This window comes from Blautia ammoniilytica, assembly GCF_025566965.1.
GTDB lineage: Bacteria > Bacillota > Clostridia > Lachnospirales > Lachnospiraceae > Blautia_A > Blautia_A ammoniilytica.
Genome location: NZ_JAOQJL010000006.1, coordinates 23,271 through 47,284, shown reverse-complemented (window position 1 = coordinate 47,284; position 24,014 = coordinate 23,271). Strand labels below are relative to the sequence as shown.

The following is a 24,014-nucleotide window of genomic DNA, read 5'->3' as shown; positions in this document are numbered from 1 at the left end:
ACTGTATAAAATGTCAATGGGGCGGTCAAATGTTGTTAATTGTTCTGCACTATTGTTTTACGGTACTTATCTCTTTTTTCTTCCGGAATTTCAAGCATATCCATTGTTTGTTCGATAGTCCAGTTCGTGTTTTTCATTAACTTTTTGATGTTTTCCAGTTCTTTAATTTCCATGCCATCGTCCATTAGCATCTGTCCCAGTCTGGTCATTCGCATTACCTCCCTGATCTCATCTAAATCTGACTTATCCAAAAACTTATCTGCCAGAGCATATAGTATAGCTCTTGTTTTTTCTGCTATAAGTTCATTACTCGGTTTTGTTAGATTTATTGCTGTTTTGAACATTTCTTTACGGCTCATATTCCCAGACATCAATGGAGAAAGAGAAAGAGCAACGTAATCATTTTCGGTGAATTTTTCGTTATTGCTCTGTTTTTGTATTAGTTTTTGGAATATGTCATCTGCATTTTTATCTTTTAGATAAATTGGCTGTATCCGATAAGTGTATAATCCGCAGTCTAATTCGGATTTTACGTCAGTAATCCTACCGGAATAAATGACATATGTAATAACTTTCTTACCGGTCTGGTTGGAATAAACTGCATCATATGCATGGAATCTGCGGAGATCAACCTCTTTTATTCGTTCAGTATAGTCCTCATTGGTGTTCTGAAAATGTATTCACTCGTTCTTTTGTTTTTTGTCATTTGTAAGGATGTAGACTTTTCCTCCTTCTGTATGATTATTTTAACAGAACGAGTTTGGAATTGCCAGCACTGATTGTTACAATCGCAGTAGAAGTACATGCGCTATATGACATATGTCTCACAGCAGAATATCGGAGAGGAATCTTGATTTTTTTGCAGAAATAGCATGTGTGTTTCTCTGCTATCAGTTCGGACAGATGTTGTGATGAACTTTGTTATATTGGGCTTTGGAAAGTGGATTGATAGTTCTGTTATTAAATGAATATGCAAATATGTTAAAAATGCACAAATTATTACGCGGATAATAGTAAAAAACACCAATATTGACAAAAGCAGAAAATGAAATTATAATAAATAACATCACAGGAGAAATTTTTTTAAACTAATAAATAACATCACAGGAGAAACAAAGGGGGCGGGTTTTTGCAAAGATATGTTGGAATTGATATAGGTGGGACAAATATTAAGTTTGGTATTTTTTTGAATGATGGAAGGCTGGAAAAAAAATGGTCAATTTCTACAGATTTTTCCGATGAAGGAAAAAAAATGTGGGATGATATTTATAACGAAATAAAAAAAAATGTGAGCATAGATGATTTATGCGGAATTGGGATGGGACTTCCTGGGCCTGTTTTGGCAGATGGTTTTGTTGAAGTTTGTGTGAACCTAGATTTACATAATTTTAATCCAGTTCAAATAATGCAGGCATATTTCCCAGGTGTGCGAATAAGGGCTGCAAATGATGCAAATGTGGCTGCATTAGGCGAACAGTGGAAAGGCAGTGGAGAAGGTTATACAAGTCTTGGTTTGGTAACGTTAGGAACGGGTGTTGGAGGAGCGGTGATTGTTGACGGAGACATTGTTTATGGTGCGTCAGGTCTGAGTGGAGAGATTGGACATATTCAATTGAATTCAGAAGAGACTCGTACATGTACCTGTGGTGGAAAAGGATGTGTAGATCAGATCGCATCCGCAACAGGAATTGTAAGATATACAAAGGAAGTTCTTGCCAGAAGTCAACAGGATTCTGCGTTGCGCGACAAGGAGCAGATTACTTGCAAAGATATTTTAGATGCTGGAAAAGAAGGAGATATAATAGCGGATCAATGTGTCCGGCATTGTATGAAGTACCTTGCAAAGGCACTGGCGGCTGTAACCTATATTATTGATCCGGAAGTTTTGATTGTTGGTGGTGGTGTATCAAATGCTGGGGATTACCTTATTAAGATCATAAAAGAATACTATGATTCATTTATTACGTTGTCCCAGAAAAAGACTCCAATTTTGAGAGCATCGTTAGGAAATGATTCGGGAATATACGGCGCAGCAAAACTTGTAATTTAGTGAAATGGAGAATTTTTATGAAGGAAATTAAAGTTGGATATGAGAAAGTGTTACGACCACCGAATACGATTGCAACAGAACCAGTATATCTTACAGATGATACTATGGGAGAACGAAAGAATAGAATTCTTATGTTGATGAAACAACATAATTTTGATTCTATTGTAATTTATGCAGATCGGGAACATGGTGCAAATTATGGTTATTTGACTGGATTTGAACCCCGCTTTGAAGAAAGCTTATTAGTTATCCATGATAGTGGTAAAGCATATTTAATGCTTGGTAATGAAAGTTTGAAAATGGCCTTATATTCAAGAATTGAGGTTGAGGCAATTCATACTCCACATTTTTCGCTGCCTAATCAGCCAATGGAGACAGAAAGTACATGGCTGGAATTGCTTAAAAAAGTAAAAATTGATGAGTGCAGAAAAATTGGAATAGTGGGTTGGAAGTTATTTACTGGGAAATTGGAAGATAATAAACACTTGTTTGACGTTCCGTATTTTGTAGTTGATGGAATAAAAAAAGTCAGCACAAATGCAACAATAGAAAATGCTACTGGGTTATTTATTGATCCGGTTTATGGGTGCAGAACTAGAATGAACGCAAATGAAATAGCTCATTATGAATATGCAGCGGCAACGGCATCACATTGTGTTTATGAGGTAATGAATGCTATTGAAGTTGGGAAAACGGAAATGGAATTGGCAGAGTTGCTTGCAGCACATGGGCAGCCTTTGTCGGTGCAAACGATATGTGCAACTGGAGAACGATTTACCAACGCAACAGTTGAACCAAGAAATAAAAAAGTTCAGTTGGGCGACAGAATAACTTTTACAATGGGGTTAAAAGGTGGATTATCACACAGATGTGGATACGCAGTATCTGAAAAAAGTCAGTTGAAAGTTGATGAGAAGGACTATTTGGAACGAGTTGCTTTTCCATATTATAAAGCTCTTGCAACATGGTATTCCAATATTGGCATTGGTGTGAAAGGAGCTGATTTTTATACTTTGATTGATAAAGTTTTGCCTCAAAATAAATATAAATGGACATTAAATCCGGGACATTATACAGCTGATGAAGAATGGTTGTCTTCTCCATTTTATCCGAATTCCGAGGCATATATTCAGAGTGGAATGATGCTTCAAATGGATATTATTATTAGTGTATCAGGATTTGGGGGAACAAATGCAGAAGATGGGATTGCTGTGGCGGATGAAAACCTACGAGATGATATAAGAAAACAGTATCCAGAACTATGGGACCGCTTTATGAAACGGAGAATGTATATGCAGGAAGTGCTTAATATTCCGCTGAAAGAGGAAATTCTACCTATGTCAACAATATGTGGGTACTATCGCCCATATATGCTAAATAAAGATAATGCATTATATATCAAATAAATACACGAGGGAAGGGAGGATATAATCTTAGTAACGCGTAACATGCACTAAAATTTAAATTAGAACATTTGGAGGGAATTACAATGAATAACAAAAAAAGATTATTTGCAATGGGAATGGCAGCACTTTGTGCAGTAACCACAATTGGATCTATTAATGTTATGGCTGAGGAAAAAGAGAATAGCGACGGATATTATTTTGAATGGGCAGGAGAACAGTGGGGGCTTTCAAACGAAGAAATTGATAAAATCAAAGAAATGGATTTAAGCTTTGCTATTGAAACTCCAACAGAATCCGAATTTGGTTATGGACAAATGCGTGGATTTGAGGATGCATGTAAAGCACTTGGAATAAAAGTAGCCGGAGAAGCTTCCTGTGAATTGGATCCAGCAACACAGCAGTCTAATATGGAAAACTTTATTTCTATGGGTGTTGATGGAATTGTCTGCCAGCCTCAGGATGCTGATACGGCGGCATCACGATTTGACGCAGTGGTTGATGCAGGAATTAAATTAGCATTTACAGGATCTAAACCAGATGGATATGAAGCAGGCGAGCAGTACGTAACAATGGTTACCGATGAATTTGCAGAAGAAGGTGCTTTGGCGGCTGATTATCTTGCAGAAGCAATTGGTGGAAAAGGAAAGATTCTGGCAATAACAATTTCAAGCGTTAATGCAGTTTCTAATACAAGAGATGGAGCTTTTGTTGACACTATTAAAGAAAAATATCCAGATATAGAGTTATTGGAAGAAGGCGGGATTGAATCTGCCAGTGATGCTGGTTCAGTAGCAAGTGGTCTTTTAGCTAAATATCCGGATGCGGATGGTATGTTTGTAACATTTTCTACTCCGGCACTGGAAGTTTTAGATATCGTTAAAAGTCTTGGAAAAGATGATTTTAAAATTGTGACGATTGATCTGGATACAGTATGCTGTATTGATATGATTAATGGTGGGAATATAGCAGGAATTGTATGTGATTCAGCTTATTATTATGCAGCAGCTGCAGTAGTAGGACTTGCAAAAGACTATCTTGGACAGGAAGTACCGGCAGAATTATCCGGACCTGGAAAACAGGTTACAGTAGATAATATGAATGAAATGTGGCAGTGGTCATTTGGAACAGATGTGCCAGATACACTTGCAGAAGCTTTAGCAGATGCAAAATAACAGATAGGTGTTGTTAGAAGAGTATTTATATACTCTTCTAACAATTATGAGAGCTTGCTGGGTCGTGGACTGGGAGACAATTTAGAGGTGATAATATGAGTCAAAAAGCACTAAATATGTCAGATATTTGCATAGGATTTAATGGGGTGCCAGTTTTAAAAAATGTAAATTTTGCGCTGGATAAGGGAGAAGTTTGTGGGCTTGTTGGAAAAAACGGTGCGGGAAAAAGTACTCTGTTAAAAATTATTCAGGGTTTGTATCATGCAGATTCTGGAAACGTGGAAATCTTTCAAAAGAATGTTAAGGAAGAATCGCATAGAGAAACTTATGATTTGGTAGGAATGATATTTCAGGAATTAAGTTTGATTCCTGAAATGACGGTTTTAGAAAATATATATCTTAATAATGAGATAAAAAGCCATAATATTATAAAAGAAAAAGAGGAACAAGATAGGGTCCTTTCTTTTATGAAAAAATACGATATCAGTATTGATATACATCAGAAGATTAAAAATTTAGGGTCAGCGGATAAGCAGATGGTTGAAATATGTAAAGCGGTATTAAAAAACAAACAAATTTTGCTTATGGATGAACCGACAGCATCATTGGATGACAAACAAGCAGCAAAATTATATAAAATGGTAAAGAAGCTGAAGGAAAATGGGATATCAATTATCTTGATAACACATCATCTTCAGGAAATTATAGATAATTGTGACAGTATAGCAGTTATACGAGATGGGATTATGACACTTCACGACAAAACAAGTAATGTGTCAATGAAGAAAATGATCGAGGCGATGCTGGGGCAAGAACAAACCGATTTAACATTTGACAGAACGATTACCAATGTAGAGAAAGCACAACCAGTTCTTGAATTGAAAGATATCACTACAAACTTTATTAAAACACCTTTGTCAATAAAAATATATCCAAAAGAAGCAGTAGGATTTGCCGGTTTGAAGGGATGTGGCAGAACAGAATTGTTTAGAGCTATATTCGGACTGGATAAGTTAAAATCTGGAGAGATATATGTACAAGGAAAAAAAGTTACAATAAAAAATCCGGTAGATGCAGTTGAGAATGGTATTTATCTTATACCGGAAAGTAGAAGATTTCAAGGGTTGAGCGTAGAACATTCTATCAAATTCAACATTGAAATCCCTATTCTGAAAAAGCTTGCAAAGAAAATATTTGTCAATGATAAAGCAGGAAATGAACTTGTAGATGACTACATAAAGAGAGTGAATATTAAATCGAATGGCAGAGATGATCTTGTGAAGAGCTTATCTGGAGGTAATCAACAAAAAGTGGTAATTTCAAAAGCGTTGGCGACTGATCCTAAAATTCTGATCATGGATGATCCTACATATGGTGTTGATGTTGGCGCAAAAGCAGAAATTATGAAAATTATTGATCAGTTTAAAGTGGATGGCGGTGCAGTGCTTTTAGCATCATCAGAGATTGAAGAGGTAAATCAAAATTGCAATCGAATCTATGTGTTAAAGAATAGAAAAGTAACGAAAGAATTGATGAATGAAGATTATGTTTCTATTACACAGGATAAATTGGCAACGGAAATACAATAGGGAAGAGGTGCATTAGCATGAAAAAAAAGTTTGACATTCAAAAATCAATCATTTACATTGCCTTTATAGCTTTATTTGTTATCTTTTCAATTACATTACGAAATGTAGGTGCTGGATTTGCATCTATAAGTAACATAATGAACATTTTAAGACAAACCTGTCTGGTGGCAATTATGGCAGTTGGTATGACATTTGTATTAGGTGCTGCATTGATAGATTTGTCTACAGGACCATTGGTAGCATGTACATCTTTGGTATGTGGTTTATTTCTTCAGCAATATGGATTGATTGCTGGTGTTATAGCAGGATTGCTATTTGGTGTGTTAGCAGGTGTATTAAATGGATTTTTAATTGCATATCTTAAAATGCCGCCATTCATAGCAACGCTTGGAACTCAAACCGTGTTTACCGGAATGGCCAGAACAATTACAAATTTACAATCAGTACCTATAACTAATAAAACTTTTATTAATATTTTTGGTGGAGGAAATATTGGAGTTGTTCCTTCTGTCTTAATCTGGATGTTAGGTGTTTTTATTATTGGTGTATTGCTTATGTACAAAATGCCATTTGGCAGAAAGGTTTTAGCAGTTGGTGGAAACACTACATCTGCAAAATATTCTGGGATTAATATTGCAAAAGTGCAGATGAATGTAATGATATTGATGAGTGTTTTATGTGCATTGGCTGGAATTCTCTGGGCTGGAAGATTTGGCGGCGGTCGCTACACACTGGGTGAAGATTCTGGTACATCTGTAATTGCAGCATCAGTGCTTGGCGGAACATCTATGATGGGTGGAAAGGTTTCTGTATATGGTGCAATTGTTGGGGCATTAATGATGGGAATGCTGGATAATGCACTTGTCATGTATGGCTTAAGTGTATATCAGCAGACGATTGTAAGAGGTATTGTAATCATTATTGCAGTGGCAGTCAGCACCGTGCGTGAAGATGATTAAGCAAAATACTGGGACTGAAAACAGAAATCAGAGTAGATGTTTCAAGGTACATTGATGTATTTCGCAGAAAGGAAAGGTATAAAAATATGAACATACAAGAAGTAAATGCATATATCGAAAACAATAAAGATGAATTGATTTCACTTTTACAAAAATGTATACAGGCAAAGCCGGTTAATCCGCTTTATGCAATGGAACATGGATATAATGAAGCTGAGTGTGAGAAGATACTTATAGAAAAAATAAAAACACTTGGTCTTGAATTATATACCTTTGATGTGGATTTGAATGAACTTGAAGAATACAGAGATATGCCTGGTTTTATCACTGGTTATACTGATAAAATCAATTTTAAGGACAGGCCTAATATTGTTGCTAAGCTGCCTGGCACCGATCCGGAAAATGCAAAATCAATTTTACTGATTGGTCATTGTGATGTTGTTGCAGCTGATGATATTGAATTATGGAAGCATCATCCATTTGCGGCAGAGATTGATGACGGTGTATTATATGGTCGTGGCTGTGTGGATGAACTGGGCGGTCTTATTAGTCAGCTGATTGCCATTGAAGCGATTATAAAAACCGGGAATCGTCCTAAAGGAGATATTTGGTTTTCCAGCGTTGTGTGTGAAGAATCAGGCGGAACGGGAGTTCTGGCAGTTGCAGACTGGTTAAAGAAGAAAGGAGTCAAAATCGATGCAGGGATCATGGGCGAACCAACAGATTTGGATGTGAGTCTTCTTTGTCGAAACATTACATGGGGAGATATAAAAATCGTAGGAAGAACTGGACATTTGGAGGAGTGGCAGCCACACTGGACGCAGGGAGGCCCCGTCGATGCTATTAAAAAAGCAAGATATATTATGGATCAGATTGATAACCTCAATGAAGAATGGGCAAAACGACCGGATAAGAACCATCCATTGGAAAAACTTCCTTGCCAGGTTAAAGTGGCCATTATTAAAGGCGGACATCACAGGTCCAGTTATCCAGCTTCATGTGAATTATCTTTTAACATTCAGATTTTACCGCAGGAGACTGATAAATTTGGACTTGGTCCTAATGTAAAGAAAGAATTTGAAGATTTTATTGCCAGAGCCAGTGAGGCAGATCCATGGCTCAAAGAAAACCCGCCTGTGGTTGAGTGGGTATGTGAAGCCGACTGTTCGGAAGTTCCACAAGACCATCCGTTTGTAAAAGTTTTTGAAGAAAATGCGAAAAAAACGCAGAAGGATAGCAGATTGATAGGATCAGGATTCCATACAGATACTGGATGGCTTATGAGGGTACCTGAAATCCCTGTAGTCAATTATGGACCAGGAAATCCTGCTTTGGCGCACAGCACAAATGAAAGATGTAAAGTTGAGGATGTTGTGAAGTGTTGTAAAACAGTAGCAATGACTTGTATGGAGTGGTGTAACACGGATAAATAAAAAAAATGGGAAAGCATGTAAAAATGATATGGCATGTTTTCCCGTTTTGTAATGCTAAAGAGTGAAATATTCGTTATAATAAAGATATTGAAACAATAGGCATGAAATGATGGATGAGGAAAACGTATGAAAATTCAAAATCAACAAAATCTTAAAAGTAACAATGAAAAAATGATTCTTGAAATCATCAGAAACAATAATGAAAAGGACATTTCACAGGCAGATATTGTTAAAGCAACAAAAATGAGTCCTACAAGTATCTCTCGAATTGTTGAGAATTTGATTACAAAAGGGTTAGTGAAAAAAAAGGATTTAATTAATACAGATAAAGTCGGAAGAAAGGGAGTAAAGCTATCATTAGTAGCTGAGAGCGTTATTACGGTAGGGGTCTCAATTGATTCTGATAATCTGGGGATTTGTATGGTGGATTTTCTGGGTAAAATAATCGCATCTGATATTTTTACTTTACAAAAAAAACATTATGAGCCAGCAGAAATCATTTCTTTAATATGCCATATGTATCAAACATTATGTGAAAAAGTTCCTTTGGAAGCAGAAGATATCTTGGCAATAGGCATTTCCTGTATTGGTAATATTAACTATGAAGACGGTGATATTTATTTTGCACCTCAATTTGGGTGGAATCATGTAAAATTTGGGGAAATGGCGCAGAAAGCACTTGGAAAACCTGTTTATATGGAAAATGATATGAAAGCTGCTATTATGAGTGTTGTTCATCAAGAGAGGAAATACTTAAAAGAAAATATTACATACTTATCTGTTGGAATGGGCGTTGGGGCAGCAGTTATGTTTCAGGGAGAGATAGTAAGGGGCAGTAATAATGCATTTGGTGAAGTTGGTCATGTTATTATTCAACAGGGAGGCAGAAAATGTGATTGTGGACAAAGAGGCTGTGTGCAGACCACTTTAACAACTAATAGTTTAATTGAAGAATGTCAGGAAATGGGATTACAGATTGACAATGTAAATCAGATTTTTGAAGCGTATAGAGTACAAGAGGAATGGGCTTTGAAATTTATTAACAAAACGGCAATGGATCTGGCTATTCTTATCAGGAATATTGTATATATGTATAATACGAATTATATTCTTGTAGGTGGTGCTTTGATTATGGATTTTCCAGAATTGCTAGAGTTAGCTAAGGAAAAATTGAATAATTTGATCCATTCGAATCTTTATTCGAGTTTGCATGTAGTTAAGGTTGAAACCAGAAATAATAGTGTGACAGGTGCAGCATTTATAGCACAGTCGCTTTGTGTGAAAAATATCATTGAGAATGAATGACGAATTCCTGTAAAATCTATGAAGCAGACCGCCCCATTGAACGATGCCATACGTTCATGGGGCGGTCTGCTTGTTTGTTTAAACTACAACCTGAAAATCTTCAACAGCATATCTGCCATGCCTACAGAATATCCTGCGGATGCAAAACATCCGGTGAGTGCCCCGTCTGTGATCACCATCAGAGGCAGTCTGTCAGAATCTGTATACATCTTTCTGGCAGTCATTTCCTTTTCTTTTCCGAAAGAAGCAAAATAAACACCAGCCTTAGGGAAGACCTGCAAACATTGACGAAATACAGATTCCCTGGCAGCTTCTTCATTCTCAAGAATAAATATCAGCTGGTTCTGGATAGCTGAAAAATCATCTTCCATTTCCATAAGTTCATTTAAAATATGCTGGGTTGGCTCTTTGCCAGGATCTAACCAGAACAGGATCCTTCGCGTACCATCGGTGATCCGGGAAATGGTATCCGTATTGCCAGCCTGATCCCTTAAATTAAAATCTGGAATCGGATGAGGGTTCATCATCTGATCCGGATGGATATTTCTGTGACGAAGGCTAATCCTGTGAGTTTCACCTTTCGCTACATGAAAATCATAGCGGCTGGCGAAAATAGTACCGGAAGGCAGCCGGTTGGAAGTGATCACCCGATAATAGCCAGGTTCCACATCCAGTGTGATACCTGTCTTCTGCCAGGGAATATCCTCCAGCTGGAAAAAAAGATAGCCGTTTTTGTCAGCCTTTGCAAGGGCCCAGTTCCTGGAATAGGTCCAGTTATACTGCTCTTCACCGGTAATAACAAGACGGGCATCCTTCCTGCGGCTTTCATGTATCTGAACAAAACCTTTGTTTTCCCAGTACTCCATGGCACCATCCTCAGGATTCAGTCTTGCAGGAATTCCAAGAGTACGGGCAATTGCTACAAAAAGAATGGCACGGGATCGGCTTCCTGCAATTTTCAGGCGCAGGGCAGCAGCCGGGGTTGTATAAACAGTTCTTCTTTCCTGCTGGTCATTTTCCTGAATGTTATCTTCAATCCACTGCCAGATCAGGAAAGGTTTGCTGCGGAACTGATCCTGTTGCTCCTGTGAAAAATAGCCCAAAATGCTTCTACGCCATTTGGTCAGGATCTCATCATCAATCCTGGGATTCCATATATAATGAAGAAAGAAATCTCTGGGGAACATTTCGCCGTATACAGAGGCCTCTCGGTAGTGCTCGTCCAGAATCTCAGGATAAACATCCTTCTGGTCTTTTTCGGAAAGGACAGACATCAGTTCTTCCATTACCTTCAGCTCGTGGCCAAAAAGACAGTTGCGCCATAAAGGCTGGAACTTGGCTGCTTTATGTCTGCATTTGGCAGATTCGGCAGCAACCCGGTCATTATTTGCTTTTTCCAGATCTGCGGGAAATGGTTCCAGGTTTCCTACCGTGTCATCCGGGGCGGTCATATTAAAGTCTTCCCATTCGTCTTCAAGAAAGCCCTCTCCCAGCATGCACTCAAAATGGTCGTCCTCTCTGGTGTTGATCAGGCATTCACCATAGGTCTCTCCATAAACGGCACAGATATGCAGACTGCCAAAGCCTGTAACAAAAGAAACACAGCCATTGGCATCTGTACGAAGCCTGGCAACAGGGGTAAACTGGGAATAATTAAGGATCTCAGCACGAACCTCCGCATCCGGGACAGAACATCCGTCCAGATCTGTTATATGGATGGTGATCCGTTTGGTGTGGGCATATCTGGGAAGCTGGTTCAGCATCAGATTCACATCATCCATACCGATCACATCCTCATTCTCTGGCGGAATTTTGTCAAACCAGCGGGAACGGATCATCATGGCTCTTGAAGCTGCATTGGTAAACCAGCCCCGATCCAGGTCTGTCTCCGGTTCACAGGCACCAAGATAATGCCAGTCACCGTCACACCATACCTCCACCCAGGCGTGGTTGTCATCGCAGTGGGACCATCTGGGCACATACACTTGTCTGGCAGGAATCCCTGCACTTCGCAGTACATTTACTGCAAATACAGACTCTTCCCCACATCTGCCAAAACCATGACGGTAAACATCCAGTGCAGAGCTGGTGCGGCAGTCAGTGGACTGGTACATGGCTTCCTGACAGCACCAATGGTTGATCTCAAGGATAGCCTCTTTCATAGAAAGACCCTGGATCCGTTTATTGATCTTTTCCCAGAAAAGGGTACGGCAAGGCTTGATCTCTTCCTCGTTGACCCTGTGAAAAAGAACATAATTCAGATACAGCTCTTCGGAAAGCTGGGACCTATATGGAGAGTTTTTCCAAAGATAAATCCCCTGCCAGGCAAAATCCAGAAAGGTATCAAAAGAATAATTGCCTGCATCGCTATAGGGCATACATACATAAAGGTATTTCAGCGCAAGAATCACATCCGGATTCAGTGCATCCATTCTTTTGCTTATGTGAGCTGCAATGCCAGGAAGCTTCTGGCAAAAAGTTTCAAATTGTTTTTCGATTCTGGAACGGTTGTTTTCAAGAAACATGATAAGCCTCCTTATGATGAGTCAGGATTTTTTTGGCCTGACGAATCTGAGATGCACTGGTACGCAGGATCTGAAATTCATCCAGGGATGCGGCACCCATGGAAATCTCTTTTTTACGGTAAGTCATAGGACTTTGAAAAAGGGCCTTACCGGACATATGCCAGGCATGGGCACCGATGTAAGGTAAAAGCTCTTTTAAAGTCTGAGGATTGATCCCGCCGCCTGCCATAATGCTGATACGGCCCTCTTCATGGCTCACCAGCTGGCGAAGCAGTTCTTTGCCCTGGCAGCAATTATTCTGTTGGCCAGAGGTCAGGATAGTATGTATGCCAAGCTCTTTTGCCTGTTCCATAGCAGCAAAAGGATCTGCACAAAGATCAAAGGCCCGGTGCAGGGTAACACACATATCTCCGGCGGCCTGGATCAGCTGCTTCATGCGTGTCAGATCCAGAGTACCGTCCGGACATAGCACACCGATCACAACCCCCTGGGCGCCAAGGTCTTGGAACATCTCGATCTCTTTTAGCATGATATGAAATTCATGCTCTGTATAACAGAAGTCCCCATATCTGGGACGGATCAGTATGTGGACAGGAAGCTCCACAGCCGCCTGTACTTCCTGAAAAAGACAGGGACTGGGTGAGGTTCCGCCAATCACAAGATTACCACAAAGCTCCAGCCTGGATGCACCACCCTCCTGGGCTGCCAGGGCAGATTCTGTGGAATCCACACATACTTCAAGTATATCGCTTTCCATTTCCATAAGAAAAATCCTCTCGATAATCCATTCAATAAATGTGCTATTTTGTATTTTAACATTGGAGATAACTGGTGTAAACATGGCTAATTGCATAAAATCCAATTCTAAAAACCTCGAATATTTATATGATTCTTGGATTTTTCATATATTCACACAAAGTTTCTTCTTGTTATAATAACACCATCAAAGGAAGCAATCCAGACATGGATATGTAAGATAATAAGGAGGATATTTGAGTATGAAGAAAAAAATTGTATCAGTTATGCTGACTGCTGCTATGACAGTAGGAATGATGACAACAGGAAGCCTGAATATGGTAGCTGCAGAAGAGGCAAATTCCGATGAGGAAGCGATCACAGCCACCCTTACTGTATGGGGACCTTCAGAGGATCAGGCAGAGGAGAACGGACAGTGGCTTCAGACAATGTGCGATCAGTTCAACGAAGCTCATCCGAACTGGGATCTGACCTTTGAGTATGGCGTTTGCCCGGAAGGCGAAGCAAAAGCCACCGTAACACAGGACGTTGAAGGTGCTGCAGATGTTTATATGTTTGCAAACGACAATCTGCCGGATCTGGTTTCTTCTAACGCAATTTCTAGACTTGGTGGTGACACAGAGGCAGCTATTAAAGAGACAAACTCACAGGAGATCGTTGATTCTGTATCCATTGACGGTGCAGTATATGGTGTTCCTTTCACAACAAATACATGGTTTATGTACTATGACAAATCCGTATTCAGCGATGATGATGTGAAGAGCCTTGATACAATGCTTGAAAAAGGAAAGGTTTCCTTCAAACTTACAGATTCCTGGTACATTGCTTCCTTCTATGTAGCAAACGGATGTACACTGTTTGGTGAGGACGGAACAGATGAAGCAGCTGGTGTTGACTTCTCCGGCGATAAAGGAACACAGGTTACAGATTATTTGGTAGACCTTGTTGCTAATCCAAATTTCACAAACGATGCTGATGGATCTGGCCTTTCCGGTCTTCGTGATGGTTCTATCAATGCAGTCTTCTCAGGATCCTGGGATGCAGCAGCAGTAAAAGAAGCACTTGGCGACAACTTTGGCGTAGCAGCTCTTCCAACCGTTACTATCAACGGAGAAGAGAAACAGCTGAAATCCTTTGCAGGATCCAAAGCAATCGGTGTAAACCCGAACTGCGAATACCCACAGGTTGCTGTAGCTCTTGCAAGCTACCTTGGAAGCGCAGATGCACAGAAAGCTCACTATGAGATGAGAAGTGTGATTCCTTGCAACACAGAGCTCCTTGCAGACGAAGCAATCAGCAGCGACGCTCTTGTAACAGCACAGAATGATACATTCAATACAACATCTATTATTCAGCCATTCGTAACAGCTATGAATAACTACTGGACACCGGCAGAGAACTTTGGTAAATCCCTTGTAAACGGAGAAGTTACTCATGACAATGCTGCTGAAATGACAGAGAATTTCAACACAAGCATGAACTCCTCCGCAGTTGAATAATTAAACTTTTAAACTGAAATGACCTGAGGGCATTGCCACATAGATATTGAGGCAATGCCCTTAGTGATGAAAAAAGAAGAGGGAAAAGTATGGCAATCTGGAAAAAGAAAGCAAAACAATTTGATGAACCTTACAAGGTGAGTAAGGCCATTACCAAAGGAAATGCAGCCACAAAGCTTTCCATGATCATTATGGGATTCGGGAACATTGCTCATAAACAGGTGATTAAGGGACTGCTGTTCCTTGCCATGGAAGCAGCATATATCTGGTTCATGGTGACAAGCGGTATCACAAATCTGGAACACTTCATTACACTGGGCGGAAATGCACAGGAAGAGGTGTGGAATGAAGCAAAAGGTATCTACGAATACACAGCAGGAGACATGACGCTCCTGTTTCTCCTTTATGGCGTTGCTACCGTGTTTTTGACCGGTCTGTTCATCGTGACCTGGCGGGCAAATATGAAGAGCGCCTATGAGGCAGAGTGCCGCACAAAAGAAGGCAAACATGTGAACAGCTTCCGTGAGGATTTCAAAAAACTGTTTGATCAGAAGCTGCACTGGACACTTCTTACACCGCCGATTACCGGCATTCTTGTATTTACTATCCTGCCTCTTGTATTTATGATTTGTATGGCTTTTACCAGCTACAGTAAGGTAGGAGACCATCTGACCCTGTTTAACTGGGTAGGGCTGAAGAATTTTGCTACCGTGCTTGGCATGGGGAACACCATTGGCAAGACCTTCTGGTCAGTGCTTGGATGGACTCTGGTATGGGCAGTGTTCGCAACATTCTTGAACTATATCCTTGGAATGCTGCTGGCAATCATTATCAACAGAAGAACTACAAGGATCAAAGGCTTCTGGAGATTCTGCTTCATGCTTTCCGCAGCAGTTCCCCAGTTCGTATCCTTACTTCTTATGAGAAGTATGTTAAGAGAGAGTGGCCTGATCAATGTTATGCTGCAGAATGCAGGGATCATCAACAGCCCACTGCCGTTTCTGTCTGATCCTACATGGGCAAGAGTGACGGTTATTATTGTCAACCTGTGGATCGGTATTCCATTTACCATGATGCAGGTAACTGGTATCCTTCAGAATATTCCAAATGACCTGTATGAGGCTGCAAAAGTGGATGGAGCCAATTCCGTTACCATCTTCTTTAAGATCACCCTTCCATACATGCTGTTTGTTACAACCCCATACCTTATTACAACCTTTACCGGAAACATCAACAACTTTAACGTGATCTTCCTTCTGACCAAGGGCGAACCGGTTCCGGTAGGCTATACAGCAGGTAAGACCGATCTTCTGGTAACATGGCTGTACAAGTTGACCGTTGATCAGCAGTATTTCAATGTAGGCGCAGTTGTAGGTATCCTTACATTCGTGATTCTGGTTATCGTATCACTTGTTACATACAGAAACAGCGGTTCTTACAAGAATGAGGAGGGATTCCAATAATGAACGAAAAAAAGACAGGATCTATGCGGAGAAAAGGGACTATTTCCGATACGATCGTACATGTATTGCTGGCTGTCCTGGCGGTGATCTGGGTTATCCCGATCCTGTGGATCGTACTGCTTAGCTTCAGCTCTCAGAAGGGATCCTATGTTACCACATTTTTCCCGAAAGGATATACCCTTCACAACTATGCGAGGCTGTTTACGGATACACAGAACCTTGATTTCCCACAGATGTTTAAAAACACATTTATTATTGCCTGCTTCGTATGCCTGATTTCCACTTTCTTTGTACTTTCCATGGCATACTGTACTTCAAGACTTCGTTTCAAAATGCGTAAACCATATATGAATGTGGCAATGATCCTGAAATTGTTCCCTGCATTCATGTCCATGGTTGCCGTATATTATATTCTGAAAGTTCTGAACCTGACAGACGGCGCCATGATCCGTGTGGCACTGATCCTGGTATACAGTGGTGGCGCAGGTATAGAATTTCTGATCGCCAAGGGATTCTTTGATACCATTCCCAAGGCACTGGATGAGGCGGCATACCTTGATGGCGCTACCAGATTCCAGGTATTTACAAAAGTAACCATACCATTAAGTAAACCGATTATTGTATATACGGTTCTTACTTCTTTCCTGAATCCATGGCTGGATTTCATCTTTGCAAAGGTAATCTGCCGTGCAAATGCCAAATACTACACAGTATCCGTTGGTTTGTGGAAGATGCTTGAGAAAGAGTATATTGATAAATGGTACACTAGCTTTGCAGCAGGTGCAGTATGCATCTCCATTCCGATCGCGATCCTGTTTGTATTCATGCAAAGGTATTATTCGGATGGACTTTCAGGAGCTGTTAAAGGCTGATCTGATGAGGTAAGCTATGAAAGTAAGTCTGTGCAGGTTTCACTGGCAGGATTTCAGAAGAGGCCAGGAACGATGTTTTCTTTTGACTAATGGACTGGGTGGTTATTCTTCCCTGACTGTGATCGGAGATACAGCAAGGAATGACCATGCACTGTTTATGGCAGCAGAGAAGGCGCCTAATAAGCGGGCACGTCTGATCTCCAATGTAGAGGAATATCTGGAGATCCAGGGGAAAAATACCGGGCTTTTCTCCCAGGAATATGTAAACCGGACAAAGAATCAGGAGGGCTTTCGTTATCTGGAAGCCTTTGAGATGGAGATGCTTCCTACCTGGCATTACCAGGTGGGAGACGTATCTGTAAAAAAGGAGCTGTTTATGCTTCAGGGGGAGAATACCATTGCCCTCAGGTATCAGCTTTCCCAGAAAATAGCAAAAGAAGTGATCCTTCATGTGTCTCCGCTTCTGGCCTTTGTTCCAAAAGGTAAAAATCCTGCAAAAGACCAGGTATTTACAGTAGAAGAGAATTATATTGCAGGGAATGGCCTGGTGCTTCATCAGAAGCATAATGGTACCCTTGTAAAAAAAGAAATTGCATTTTCTCAGGATCTGTACTATGATCAGGATGCCAGAGATGGTCGTGATTCGGTAGGGACAGCCTTGCAGAATCATGAGATCTGTTTTAAGATGGACGATTATTCCAGGGAGTTTTATCTGATCTACAGTCTGGACCGGAGAGTGGATGAATGCGACGCAAATACTATTTCCGGATGGATCCGGCATGCTAAGGAGGACAGACAGGCACTGATTCGGCACAGTGGCCTGAAAAGCACTGCAGGACAGACGCTTGCAGCAAGTGCTTTTCAGTACCTGGCACACAGAGAGTCCACAGACGGCAAGACGATCCTGGCAGGTTTCCCATATTTTGAGGACTGGGGAAGAGATACCATGATCGCACTGCCCGGGTGCACACTGGCACTTGGATTGTATGAGGAGTGCAAAAGCATCCTGAAAACCTTTATGATGTATTGCAGGAAGGGGCTGATGCCCAACCTGTTTCCTGAAGGTGATAAAGATCCCTTTTATAATACGGTAGATGCACCGCTTTTATTTATCAATGGTGTGTATGAATATTATAAAGCCACCAATGATGAGGAATTTCTTAAAGAAGCCTATCCTGTGATGGCAGATATCGTATACTGGTATTGCAGAGGCACAGATTATCATATCCATATGGACTGGGATTGCCTGGTTATGGCCGGTGCGGGCAAAGAGCAGCTGACCTGGATGGATGTGCGAATTAATGATGAGCTTCCTACGCCGCGCCATGGTAAGGCGGTGGAGATCAATGCATACTGGTATAATGCACTGAAGATCCTGGAGGAGTTGTCACCGCTTGTAGGTCAGGAGGCCAGGGATTATCAGAAGCTGGCCAGCACAGTAAAGAAAAGCTTTCTGGAGAACTTTTGGATGGAAGACAAGGGCTGGCTGAAGGATGTGGTAAATGGCACAGCAGAGGAAGAACAGTTCCGCTGCAATCAGGTATTTGCCTTATCCATGCCTTATACTATGCTTTCCAAAGAGCAAGGCAGACGACTGCTTGCGGCTGTACGGGAAAGACTGTATACGCCGGTTGGTCTTCGTACCCTGGATCCGGCAGATCCGGCATTTCATCCGGTATATGGCGGCAGTCAGCCGGAGCGGGACAGAGCCTACCATCAGGGAACGGTGTGGACCTTCCCATTAGGAGCGTATTACAGGGCTGTGCTTGCCTGTGCAGAAGACCAGGAGACGGCAAAAGAGGAGATCCGGCAGGATCTGACTCTTTTGGAAGGATGGCTTACAGAAGGCTGCCTGTTTCATCTGGCAGAGATTTATGACGGGGATAAGCCGGTGGCATCCAGAGGCTGTTACGCACAGGCCTGGAGCGTTGGCGAGATTGTGAGAGTTTATAAATTAATAGAAGAATAAATGCCGAAGGAGGACTATTTGCCAAAATAGTCCTCTTTTTGGCGACAAGATTGATTATTGGAGACTAGATTAAGATGCAGATTATTGAGACATACGGAAAATATATAGAGAAATTTGGAAATGAGGATCCTGCAAAGGCCAGATGGCTTTTGAAAACCGGCTGGTCTGCCCAGAATCTGAAATTTCGTTTTGCACCGGATAAAAGGCTGATCCCTGCGCACAGATATCTGGCCCACCTGATGATGAACACCATGCTGGCACCCTTAAAAAGACCGGAAAAATGTTCTGTGGTCAGCATTTTCACACCCTGTGAGCTGCTTCATGAGGTGGGACTTAGCCCATACAATGTGGAAGCTTTTTCCTGCTACCTTACAGCCTCTGCAGCAGAGCGTGCCTGCCTTCAGCAGGCAGAGGATCAAGGGATTTCCGAGACACTTTGCAGCTACCATAAAACCTTTATCGGGGCAGCAGACCGGGGGATCCTTCCCAGGCCGAAGTGTATCGTTTATACCAATCTGGTATGTGATGCAAACCTTCTTACCTTCCGTTATCTGGCAGATCTGTATCAGGTTCCGGTCTTTGCCATTGATGTGCCCTTTGGGCAGAGCCATGACAATGTAAAGTATGTGGCAGAACAATTGGAGGAACTGGCCGCTTTCCTGGAAAAGTGTACAGGCCATCCCGTTGATGAAGACAGCCTGAAGGAGCGGCTTTGCATAAGCAGACGCACTCTGGAGAATATTTCCAGGTTTCAGTCTCTTAGAAAAGACAGGTGTATTCCTACGGATTTGGTGACGCCCCTGTATGAAGGCATGACCAACAACATTCTTCTTGGAACAAAAGAGGAAGAGGGATATACCGCCCGGCTGCTAAAGGATGTTTTACAGGCAAGCCCTGCAAAAGGAAAGAAGATCTACTGGATGCATACCATTCCTTTTTGGTCTGATGCAGTAAAAAAAGAGCTGATGTTTCAGGAAAAAGCCCAGATCGTAGGCTGCGAGCTGGCACATACCTTTGATCTTGATGAATACGATTTTGATCCCCAGAAGCCTTATGAAGCAATGGCTGCACGGATGGTTTACCATGCATTGAACGGAAGTGCTTCCCGCAGGATCGAAAATGGGATTAAAAATGCGAAAAAAGCAGGGGCAGATGGCGCTGTGTGGTTTGGACACTGGGGCTGCAAGCACACGCTGGGAGCGTCCAGGATCGCAAAAAAGAAGTTTGAGGAGCAGGGAATCCCGTTATTGATCCTGGATGGTGACGGTTGTGACAGAAGCCATGGAGGGGAAGGCCAGACAGCAACCAGACTTGGTGCTTTTCTGGAAATGCTTCAGGCATAATAGGTGAGGACATGATGAATAATAACAAAATATATTATGTGTGTAAATATACACCAATAGAACTGCTGGCTGCAATGGGAGCCAGCTGCGAAAATCTGAATGGAATGCCGGGGAATTTTGAACTTGCAGAGCAGATGGTCCATCCTAATATCTGCGGCTTTGGGAAAGCTGTGCTGGAAGCTGTTATGGAAGGACAGGTGAAGGAGCTGGTTCTTGTGAACTGCTGCGATACCATCCGCAGTGTTTATGATGTGCTGGAAGACATGGGAAAGCTGGATTTCCTTTATATGGTAGACATGCTGCATGGGGAAGGCTGCTGCAGCCGGGAGAGGACTGCCCTTCAGCTGAAAGGCCTGGCAAAGGCATATGCAGAATATAAAGGACAGGATTATCTGCAGATGTTTTGCAGGGAAGCATTTGCAAAGGCATTTGTACCGCCGGTGAAAGAAAAAGGAGCCCATTTAAGCGTTATGGGTGCCAGAATGGGCAAGGAACTATATGAAATGGTACAGAAATCCATGCCATATCCGGTAGAGAACGATTCCTGTGTAAATAATCGTTCTGTAGGAGAGGCAAAGCCTCCCAAAGAGAAGGATTTTGATAAGCTGATGGACTGGTATGCAGGAGAACTTCTGGGTCAGATGCCATGTATGCGTATGATGGATCATACAGGCCGGAAACAGCTGTACCAGGATCCGGGTCTGAAAGGAATCATATACCATACAGTAAAATTCTGTGATTTTTACAGCTTTGAATATGCAGAACTTAAGCAGCATGCAGCAGTGCCTTTGTTGAAGATCGAGTCGGATTATACTATACAGAGCAGCGGACAGCTTCTTACCAGACTGGAGGCATTTGCAGAAAGCCTGGTGCAGGATGAACGGAAAGGACAGGAACGGAAAATGGGAAAAGGTTATTTTGCAGGCATTGACAGTGGATCCACCAGTACAGATGTGGTGATCCTGGATAAAAACAGACAAATCGTAGCCGGGATCATCCTGCCTACCGGCGCAGGGGCTGCCATTGGTGCAGAACGTGCTCTGGAGGAGGCCCTGAAGGATGCAGGGCTTACAAGAGAAGATATTGATGCCCTGGTTACTACCGGATATGGGCGGACAGCCATCCAGGATGGAGATAAAAGTATTACAGAGATCACCTGCCATGCAAGAGGAGCCCATTACCTGGATCCTTCTGTGCGCACTGTGGTGGATATCGGAGGACAGGACAGCAAGGTGATCCGACTGGACGAGCAGGGGAATGTAGTGAATTTTGTTATGAATGATAAATGCGCTGCCGGAACCGGCCGTTTTCTTGAGATGATGGCCAGAACTATGGAGATGAGCCTGGATCAGCTTGGAAATTGCGGCATCCAATATAAAGAAGACATTACTATTTCCAGTATGTGTACGGTTTTCGCCGAATCAGAGGTGGTTTCCCTGATCGCCCAGAATAAAGAAACAGATGATATAGTCCATGGCCTTAATAAGGCAGTGGCTGCCAAGACAGCAGCCCTTGTAAAGCGGGTAGGCGGAGAAGAAAAGTATATGATGACTGGCGGTGTTTCCAGGAATCAGGGCCTTGTCAAAACCCTGGAAGAACGGCTGGGCACAAAGCTTGTAATCAGCGAACAGGCACAGCTTTGCGGTGCACTTGGAGCCGCACTTTTTGCTGCGGATATGGTGGCACAGGCCTGAAAGGTGAAAAGCATTGCACTAAAGAGCCGGATTGGGTATAATGTGACCTATAAAGTGTTAAAGGAGTAACATTATGGGGATTTGGGCTTCCATTAAGAACAAGCTGAGAAGGATTGTTCCGGTGCCGAGGACTTACCTGGATAAGAAGCTTGGCGATATGGAAAAAGAAAATAAACGTCAGAGCAAGGTGATCGGAGATCTTCAGAAAGCATCTCTTGCCCAGACAAAAGCGATCGAAGAGCTGAAGGCTTTTATTGAGCAAGAGTTCAGACGCAGGGATGACTGGCCGGTGCGTAATGCCCAGCTTCACACAGAAGCTGCAGGCAGGCCGTTGTGGGTGATCAAGTGCCCGGCGCCGGAAGGACCGGTAAAGGTACGCTGGGGAGATTACGCATATGCAGTGACTCTGAAGCGTTATCTGGACAGACTTGGCGTGTATACAGTGGTAGACACCAGGGAGGACTGGGGCTGCGAGGAAGACGCAGATGTGGTACTGGTGCTTCGAGGCTGTCATTTCTACAGACCTGACAGGCGGAATGCCAGATGTTTGTACATTATGTGGAATATCAGCCATCCGGAGATGATCACTCCGGAGGAATATGAATTATATGACGTAGTATGTGTAAGCTCTAATTACTATGCCAAATGTTTGCAGGAAAAGGTAAAAGTGCCGGTACTGCCGCTTCTTCAGTGTACAGATACAGAGCTGTTTTATCCGGCGGAGGAGTCCGGAGATGACCAGAGCGCAGTACAGGCTAAGGGAGACTATATTTTTATAGGCAATTCCAGAGGCGTTGCCAGACGATGCGTGATCTGGTCTGCCCAGAATCAGCTTCCTCTTAAGATCTGGGGCAGCGGCTGGAAGGCTATGCTGGGACAGAATAAGGGCATGGTTCAGGATACATCCATTGAGAACAGTCAGATCCCGGATCTGTACCGCAGTGCAAAGGCTACCTTGAATGACCATTGGAAGGATATGCTGGATTACCAGTTTGTAAATAACCGTATTTTTGATGCGCTGGCCTGCGGACTGCCTGTGATCTCAGATTATTGTGAAGAACTGAAGGAGATCTTTCCAGACGCAGTTCTTTACTATAATAATAAAGAAGAGTTTGATGATTGCATCATGCAGCTGGAGACACATTATGATGAGATCAAAGAGAAGGTGGCAAAGCAGTGGCCGCTGATCCGGGAGCAGTATTCCTTTGAGGCGAGAGCCAGGGAGCTTCTTAAGATCGAAGAAAAATACAGACATACGAAGACGGCTAAGCAGCAAGGAGAATTATGAAAATACTCATTATCATTCCTGCCTACAATGAGGCAGGATGTATAGAAACAGTGGTGGACAATCTGATCCGGAATTATCCCCAGTATGATTATGTGGTGATCAATGACGGCTCCACCGACGATACACGTAAGATCTGTGCCCGAAGAGGCTATAATTTCATGGATCTTCCGGTTAATACCGGGCTTTCCGGAGCTGTGAAAAGCGGCATGCGCTATGCCAATTATTACGGCTATGATTATGTACTACAGCTGGACGGAGACGGACAGCATGATCCCGCATATATTGCAGATATGATCGATGAGATGGAGCAGACCGGCTGTGATATCGTGATCGGCTCCAGATTCAAGACAGAGCGTAAGCCCATCAACTCACGTATGATCGGCAGCCAGATCATTACAACAGCCATCTGGCTGACAACAGGCGGCAAGTATATCGGGGATGTGACCTCCGGCATGCGCCTGTTCAACAAGAAGATGATCAAGCATTTCGGTTATAACATGCATTACAGCCCGGAGCCGGATACCCTGGCATACCTGTTGAACTGTGGAGTTGATATCCGTGAGGTGCAGGTACACATGTCTGAACGTATTGCAGGAGTCAGCTACCTGAATTTCAAAAATTCCGTGTGGTATATGATGAAAATGCTTTTCTCTATCCTGCTGTTCCAGTGGGTACGGAAAAGGTGAAAGGA

18 protein-coding genes are annotated in these 24,014 nt (G+C 42.2%); 15 read left to right on the top strand and 3 right to left on the bottom strand.

Annotation, left to right across the window (positions count from 1 at the left end; all coding sequences use genetic code 11):
- Positions 1–35 precede the first annotated feature (35 nt).
- A complete protein-coding gene (locus tag OCV61_RS04265; protein WP_262582678.1) occupies positions 36–344 on the bottom strand; it encodes a hypothetical protein in 309 nt (102 codons plus the stop codon).
- 785 nt (positions 345–1,129) lie between these two features.
- Here OCV61_RS04265 and OCV61_RS04260 point away from each other — a divergent pair.
- The 7 genes from OCV61_RS04260 (at position 1,130) to OCV61_RS04230 (ending at position 9,914) form a co-directional block, all read left to right on the top strand.
- Positions 1,130–2,050, top strand: coding sequence for an ROK family protein (locus tag OCV61_RS04260; RefSeq protein ID WP_158420817.1), 921 nt, complete (start codon positions 1,130–1,132; stop codon positions 2,048–2,050).
- Between the two features lie 17 nt (positions 2,051–2,067).
- On the top strand, positions 2,068–3,456 hold the full coding sequence (locus OCV61_RS04255) for a M24 family metallopeptidase (protein ID WP_158420816.1): 1,389 nt from the start codon (positions 2,068–2,070) through the stop codon (positions 3,454–3,456).
- Between the two features lie 83 nt (positions 3,457–3,539).
- On the top strand, positions 3,540–4,628 hold the full coding sequence (locus tag OCV61_RS04250; protein WP_158420815.1) for a substrate-binding domain-containing protein: 1,089 nt from the start codon (positions 3,540–3,542) through the stop codon (positions 4,626–4,628).
- Between the two features lie 95 nt (positions 4,629–4,723).
- Entirely contained in the window at positions 4,724–6,217 is a 1,494-nt protein-coding gene (locus OCV61_RS04245; RefSeq protein ID WP_158420814.1) for a sugar ABC transporter ATP-binding protein, read from the top strand.
- Positions 6,218–6,234: 17 nt separating this feature from the next.
- On the top strand, positions 6,235–7,176 hold the full coding sequence (locus OCV61_RS04240) for an ABC transporter permease (RefSeq protein WP_158420813.1): 942 nt from the start codon (positions 6,235–6,237) through the stop codon (positions 7,174–7,176).
- A gap of 86 nt (positions 7,177–7,262) precedes the next feature.
- Positions 7,263–8,609, top strand: coding sequence for a M20 family metallopeptidase (locus tag OCV61_RS04235; RefSeq protein ID WP_158420812.1), 1,347 nt, complete (start codon positions 7,263–7,265; stop codon positions 8,607–8,609).
- Positions 8,610–8,735: 126 nt separating this feature from the next.
- Complete coding sequence (locus tag OCV61_RS04230) at positions 8,736–9,914, top strand: ROK family transcriptional regulator (protein WP_158420811.1); 1,179 nt, start codon at positions 8,736–8,738, stop codon at positions 9,912–9,914.
- An 83-nt stretch (positions 9,915–9,997) separates the two neighbouring features.
- Here the strand turns inward: OCV61_RS04230 and OCV61_RS04225 are convergent, their stop codons facing one another.
- Positions 9,998–12,439, bottom strand: a complete 2,442-nt coding sequence (locus tag OCV61_RS04225; protein WP_158420810.1) for a transglutaminase family protein — start codon at positions 12,437–12,439, stop codon at positions 9,998–10,000.
- Positions 12,429–13,202 carry a copper homeostasis protein CutC gene (locus tag OCV61_RS04220; RefSeq protein WP_317258453.1) on the bottom strand — a complete coding sequence of 258 codons (774 nt, stop codon included), beginning with the start codon at positions 13,200–13,202 and terminating at the stop codon, positions 12,429–12,431. Before OCV61_RS04220 ends, OCV61_RS04225 begins: the two co-directional genes overlap by 11 nt.
- A 235-nt stretch (positions 13,203–13,437) precedes the next feature.
- Between OCV61_RS04220 and OCV61_RS04215 the strand changes: the two genes are divergently transcribed.
- The 8 genes from OCV61_RS04215 to OCV61_RS04180 all read left to right on the top strand — a co-directional run bounded on the left by OCV61_RS04215 (position 13,438) and on the right by OCV61_RS04180 (position 24,009).
- Positions 13,438–14,694, top strand: a complete 1,257-nt coding sequence (locus OCV61_RS04215; RefSeq protein ID WP_158420809.1) for an extracellular solute-binding protein — start codon at positions 13,438–13,440, stop codon at positions 14,692–14,694.
- Positions 14,695–14,783: 89 nt separating this feature from the next.
- Positions 14,784–16,157, top strand: coding sequence for a carbohydrate ABC transporter permease (locus OCV61_RS04210; protein WP_158420808.1), 1,374 nt, complete (start codon positions 14,784–14,786; stop codon positions 16,155–16,157).
- Positions 16,157–17,029: a sugar ABC transporter permease gene (locus OCV61_RS04205; RefSeq protein ID WP_158420807.1), complete on the top strand. Its 873-nt coding sequence runs from the start codon at positions 16,157–16,159 to the stop codon at positions 17,027–17,029. The genes OCV61_RS04210 and OCV61_RS04205 overlap by 1 nt, the downstream gene beginning before the upstream one ends.
- 16 nt (positions 17,030–17,045) lie before the next feature.
- The gene (locus tag OCV61_RS04200) at positions 17,046–18,998 is read left to right on the top strand and encodes an amylo-alpha-1,6-glucosidase (RefSeq protein WP_158420806.1); all 1,953 of its coding nucleotides are present in this window, start codon (positions 17,046–17,048) and stop codon (positions 18,996–18,998) included.
- A gap of 74 nt (positions 18,999–19,072) precedes the next feature.
- The gene (locus OCV61_RS04195) at positions 19,073–20,341 is read left to right on the top strand and encodes a 2-hydroxyacyl-CoA dehydratase subunit D (RefSeq protein WP_158420805.1); all 1,269 of its coding nucleotides are present in this window, start codon (positions 19,073–19,075) and stop codon (positions 20,339–20,341) included.
- An 11-nt stretch (positions 20,342–20,352) separates the two neighbouring features.
- Positions 20,353–22,035 carry an acyl-CoA dehydratase activase gene (locus tag OCV61_RS04190; protein ID WP_262582677.1) on the top strand — a complete coding sequence of 561 codons (1,683 nt, stop codon included), beginning with the start codon at positions 20,353–20,355 and terminating at the stop codon, positions 22,033–22,035.
- Positions 22,036–22,108: 73 nt separating this feature from the next.
- Positions 22,109–23,323, top strand: a complete 1,215-nt coding sequence (locus OCV61_RS04185) for a glycosyltransferase family protein (RefSeq protein ID WP_158420804.1) — start codon at positions 22,109–22,111, stop codon at positions 23,321–23,323.
- A complete protein-coding gene (locus OCV61_RS04180; RefSeq protein WP_288219173.1) occupies positions 23,317–24,009 on the top strand; it encodes a glycosyltransferase family 2 protein in 693 nt (230 codons plus the stop codon). Before OCV61_RS04185 ends, OCV61_RS04180 begins: the two co-directional genes overlap by 7 nt.
- Positions 24,010–24,014 lie beyond the last annotated feature (5 nt).

Bases quoted from the DNA above. Each gene is read 5' to 3' on its own strand.
- OCV61_RS04265 (WP_262582678.1), bottom strand. From the start codon at position 344: ATGTTCAAAACAGCAATAAATCTAACAAAACCGAGTAATGAACTTATA.
- OCV61_RS04255 (WP_158420816.1), top strand. From the start codon at position 2,068: ATGAAGGAAATTAAAGTTGGATATGAGAAAGTGTTACGACCACCGAAT.
- OCV61_RS04250 (WP_158420815.1), top strand. From the start codon at position 3,540: ATGAATAACAAAAAAAGATTATTTGCAATGGGAATGGCAGCACTTTGT.
- OCV61_RS04245 (WP_158420814.1), top strand. From the start codon at position 4,724: ATGAGTCAAAAAGCACTAAATATGTCAGATATTTGCATAGGATTTAAT.
- OCV61_RS04240 (WP_158420813.1), top strand. From the start codon at position 6,235: ATGAAAAAAAAGTTTGACATTCAAAAATCAATCATTTACATTGCCTTT.
- OCV61_RS04235 (WP_158420812.1), top strand. From the start codon at position 7,263: ATGAACATACAAGAAGTAAATGCATATATCGAAAACAATAAAGATGAA.
- OCV61_RS04230 (WP_158420811.1), top strand. From the start codon at position 8,736: ATGAAAATTCAAAATCAACAAAATCTTAAAAGTAACAATGAAAAAATG.
- OCV61_RS04225 (WP_158420810.1), bottom strand. From the start codon at position 12,439: ATGTTTCTTGAAAACAACCGTTCCAGAATCGAAAAACAATTTGAAACT.
- OCV61_RS04220 (WP_317258453.1), bottom strand. From the start codon at position 13,202: ATGGAAATGGAAAGCGATATACTTGAAGTATGTGTGGATTCCACAGAA.
- OCV61_RS04215 (WP_158420809.1), top strand. From the start codon at position 13,438: ATGAAGAAAAAAATTGTATCAGTTATGCTGACTGCTGCTATGACAGTA.
- OCV61_RS04210 (WP_158420808.1), top strand. From the start codon at position 14,784: ATGGCAATCTGGAAAAAGAAAGCAAAACAATTTGATGAACCTTACAAG.
- OCV61_RS04205 (WP_158420807.1), top strand. From the start codon at position 16,157: ATGAACGAAAAAAAGACAGGATCTATGCGGAGAAAAGGGACTATTTCC.
- OCV61_RS04200 (WP_158420806.1), top strand. From the start codon at position 17,046: ATGAAAGTAAGTCTGTGCAGGTTTCACTGGCAGGATTTCAGAAGAGGC.
- OCV61_RS04195 (WP_158420805.1), top strand. From the start codon at position 19,073: ATGCAGATTATTGAGACATACGGAAAATATATAGAGAAATTTGGAAAT.
- OCV61_RS04190 (WP_262582677.1), top strand. From the start codon at position 20,353: ATGATGAATAATAACAAAATATATTATGTGTGTAAATATACACCAATA.
- OCV61_RS04185 (WP_158420804.1), top strand. From the start codon at position 22,109: ATGGGGATTTGGGCTTCCATTAAGAACAAGCTGAGAAGGATTGTTCCG.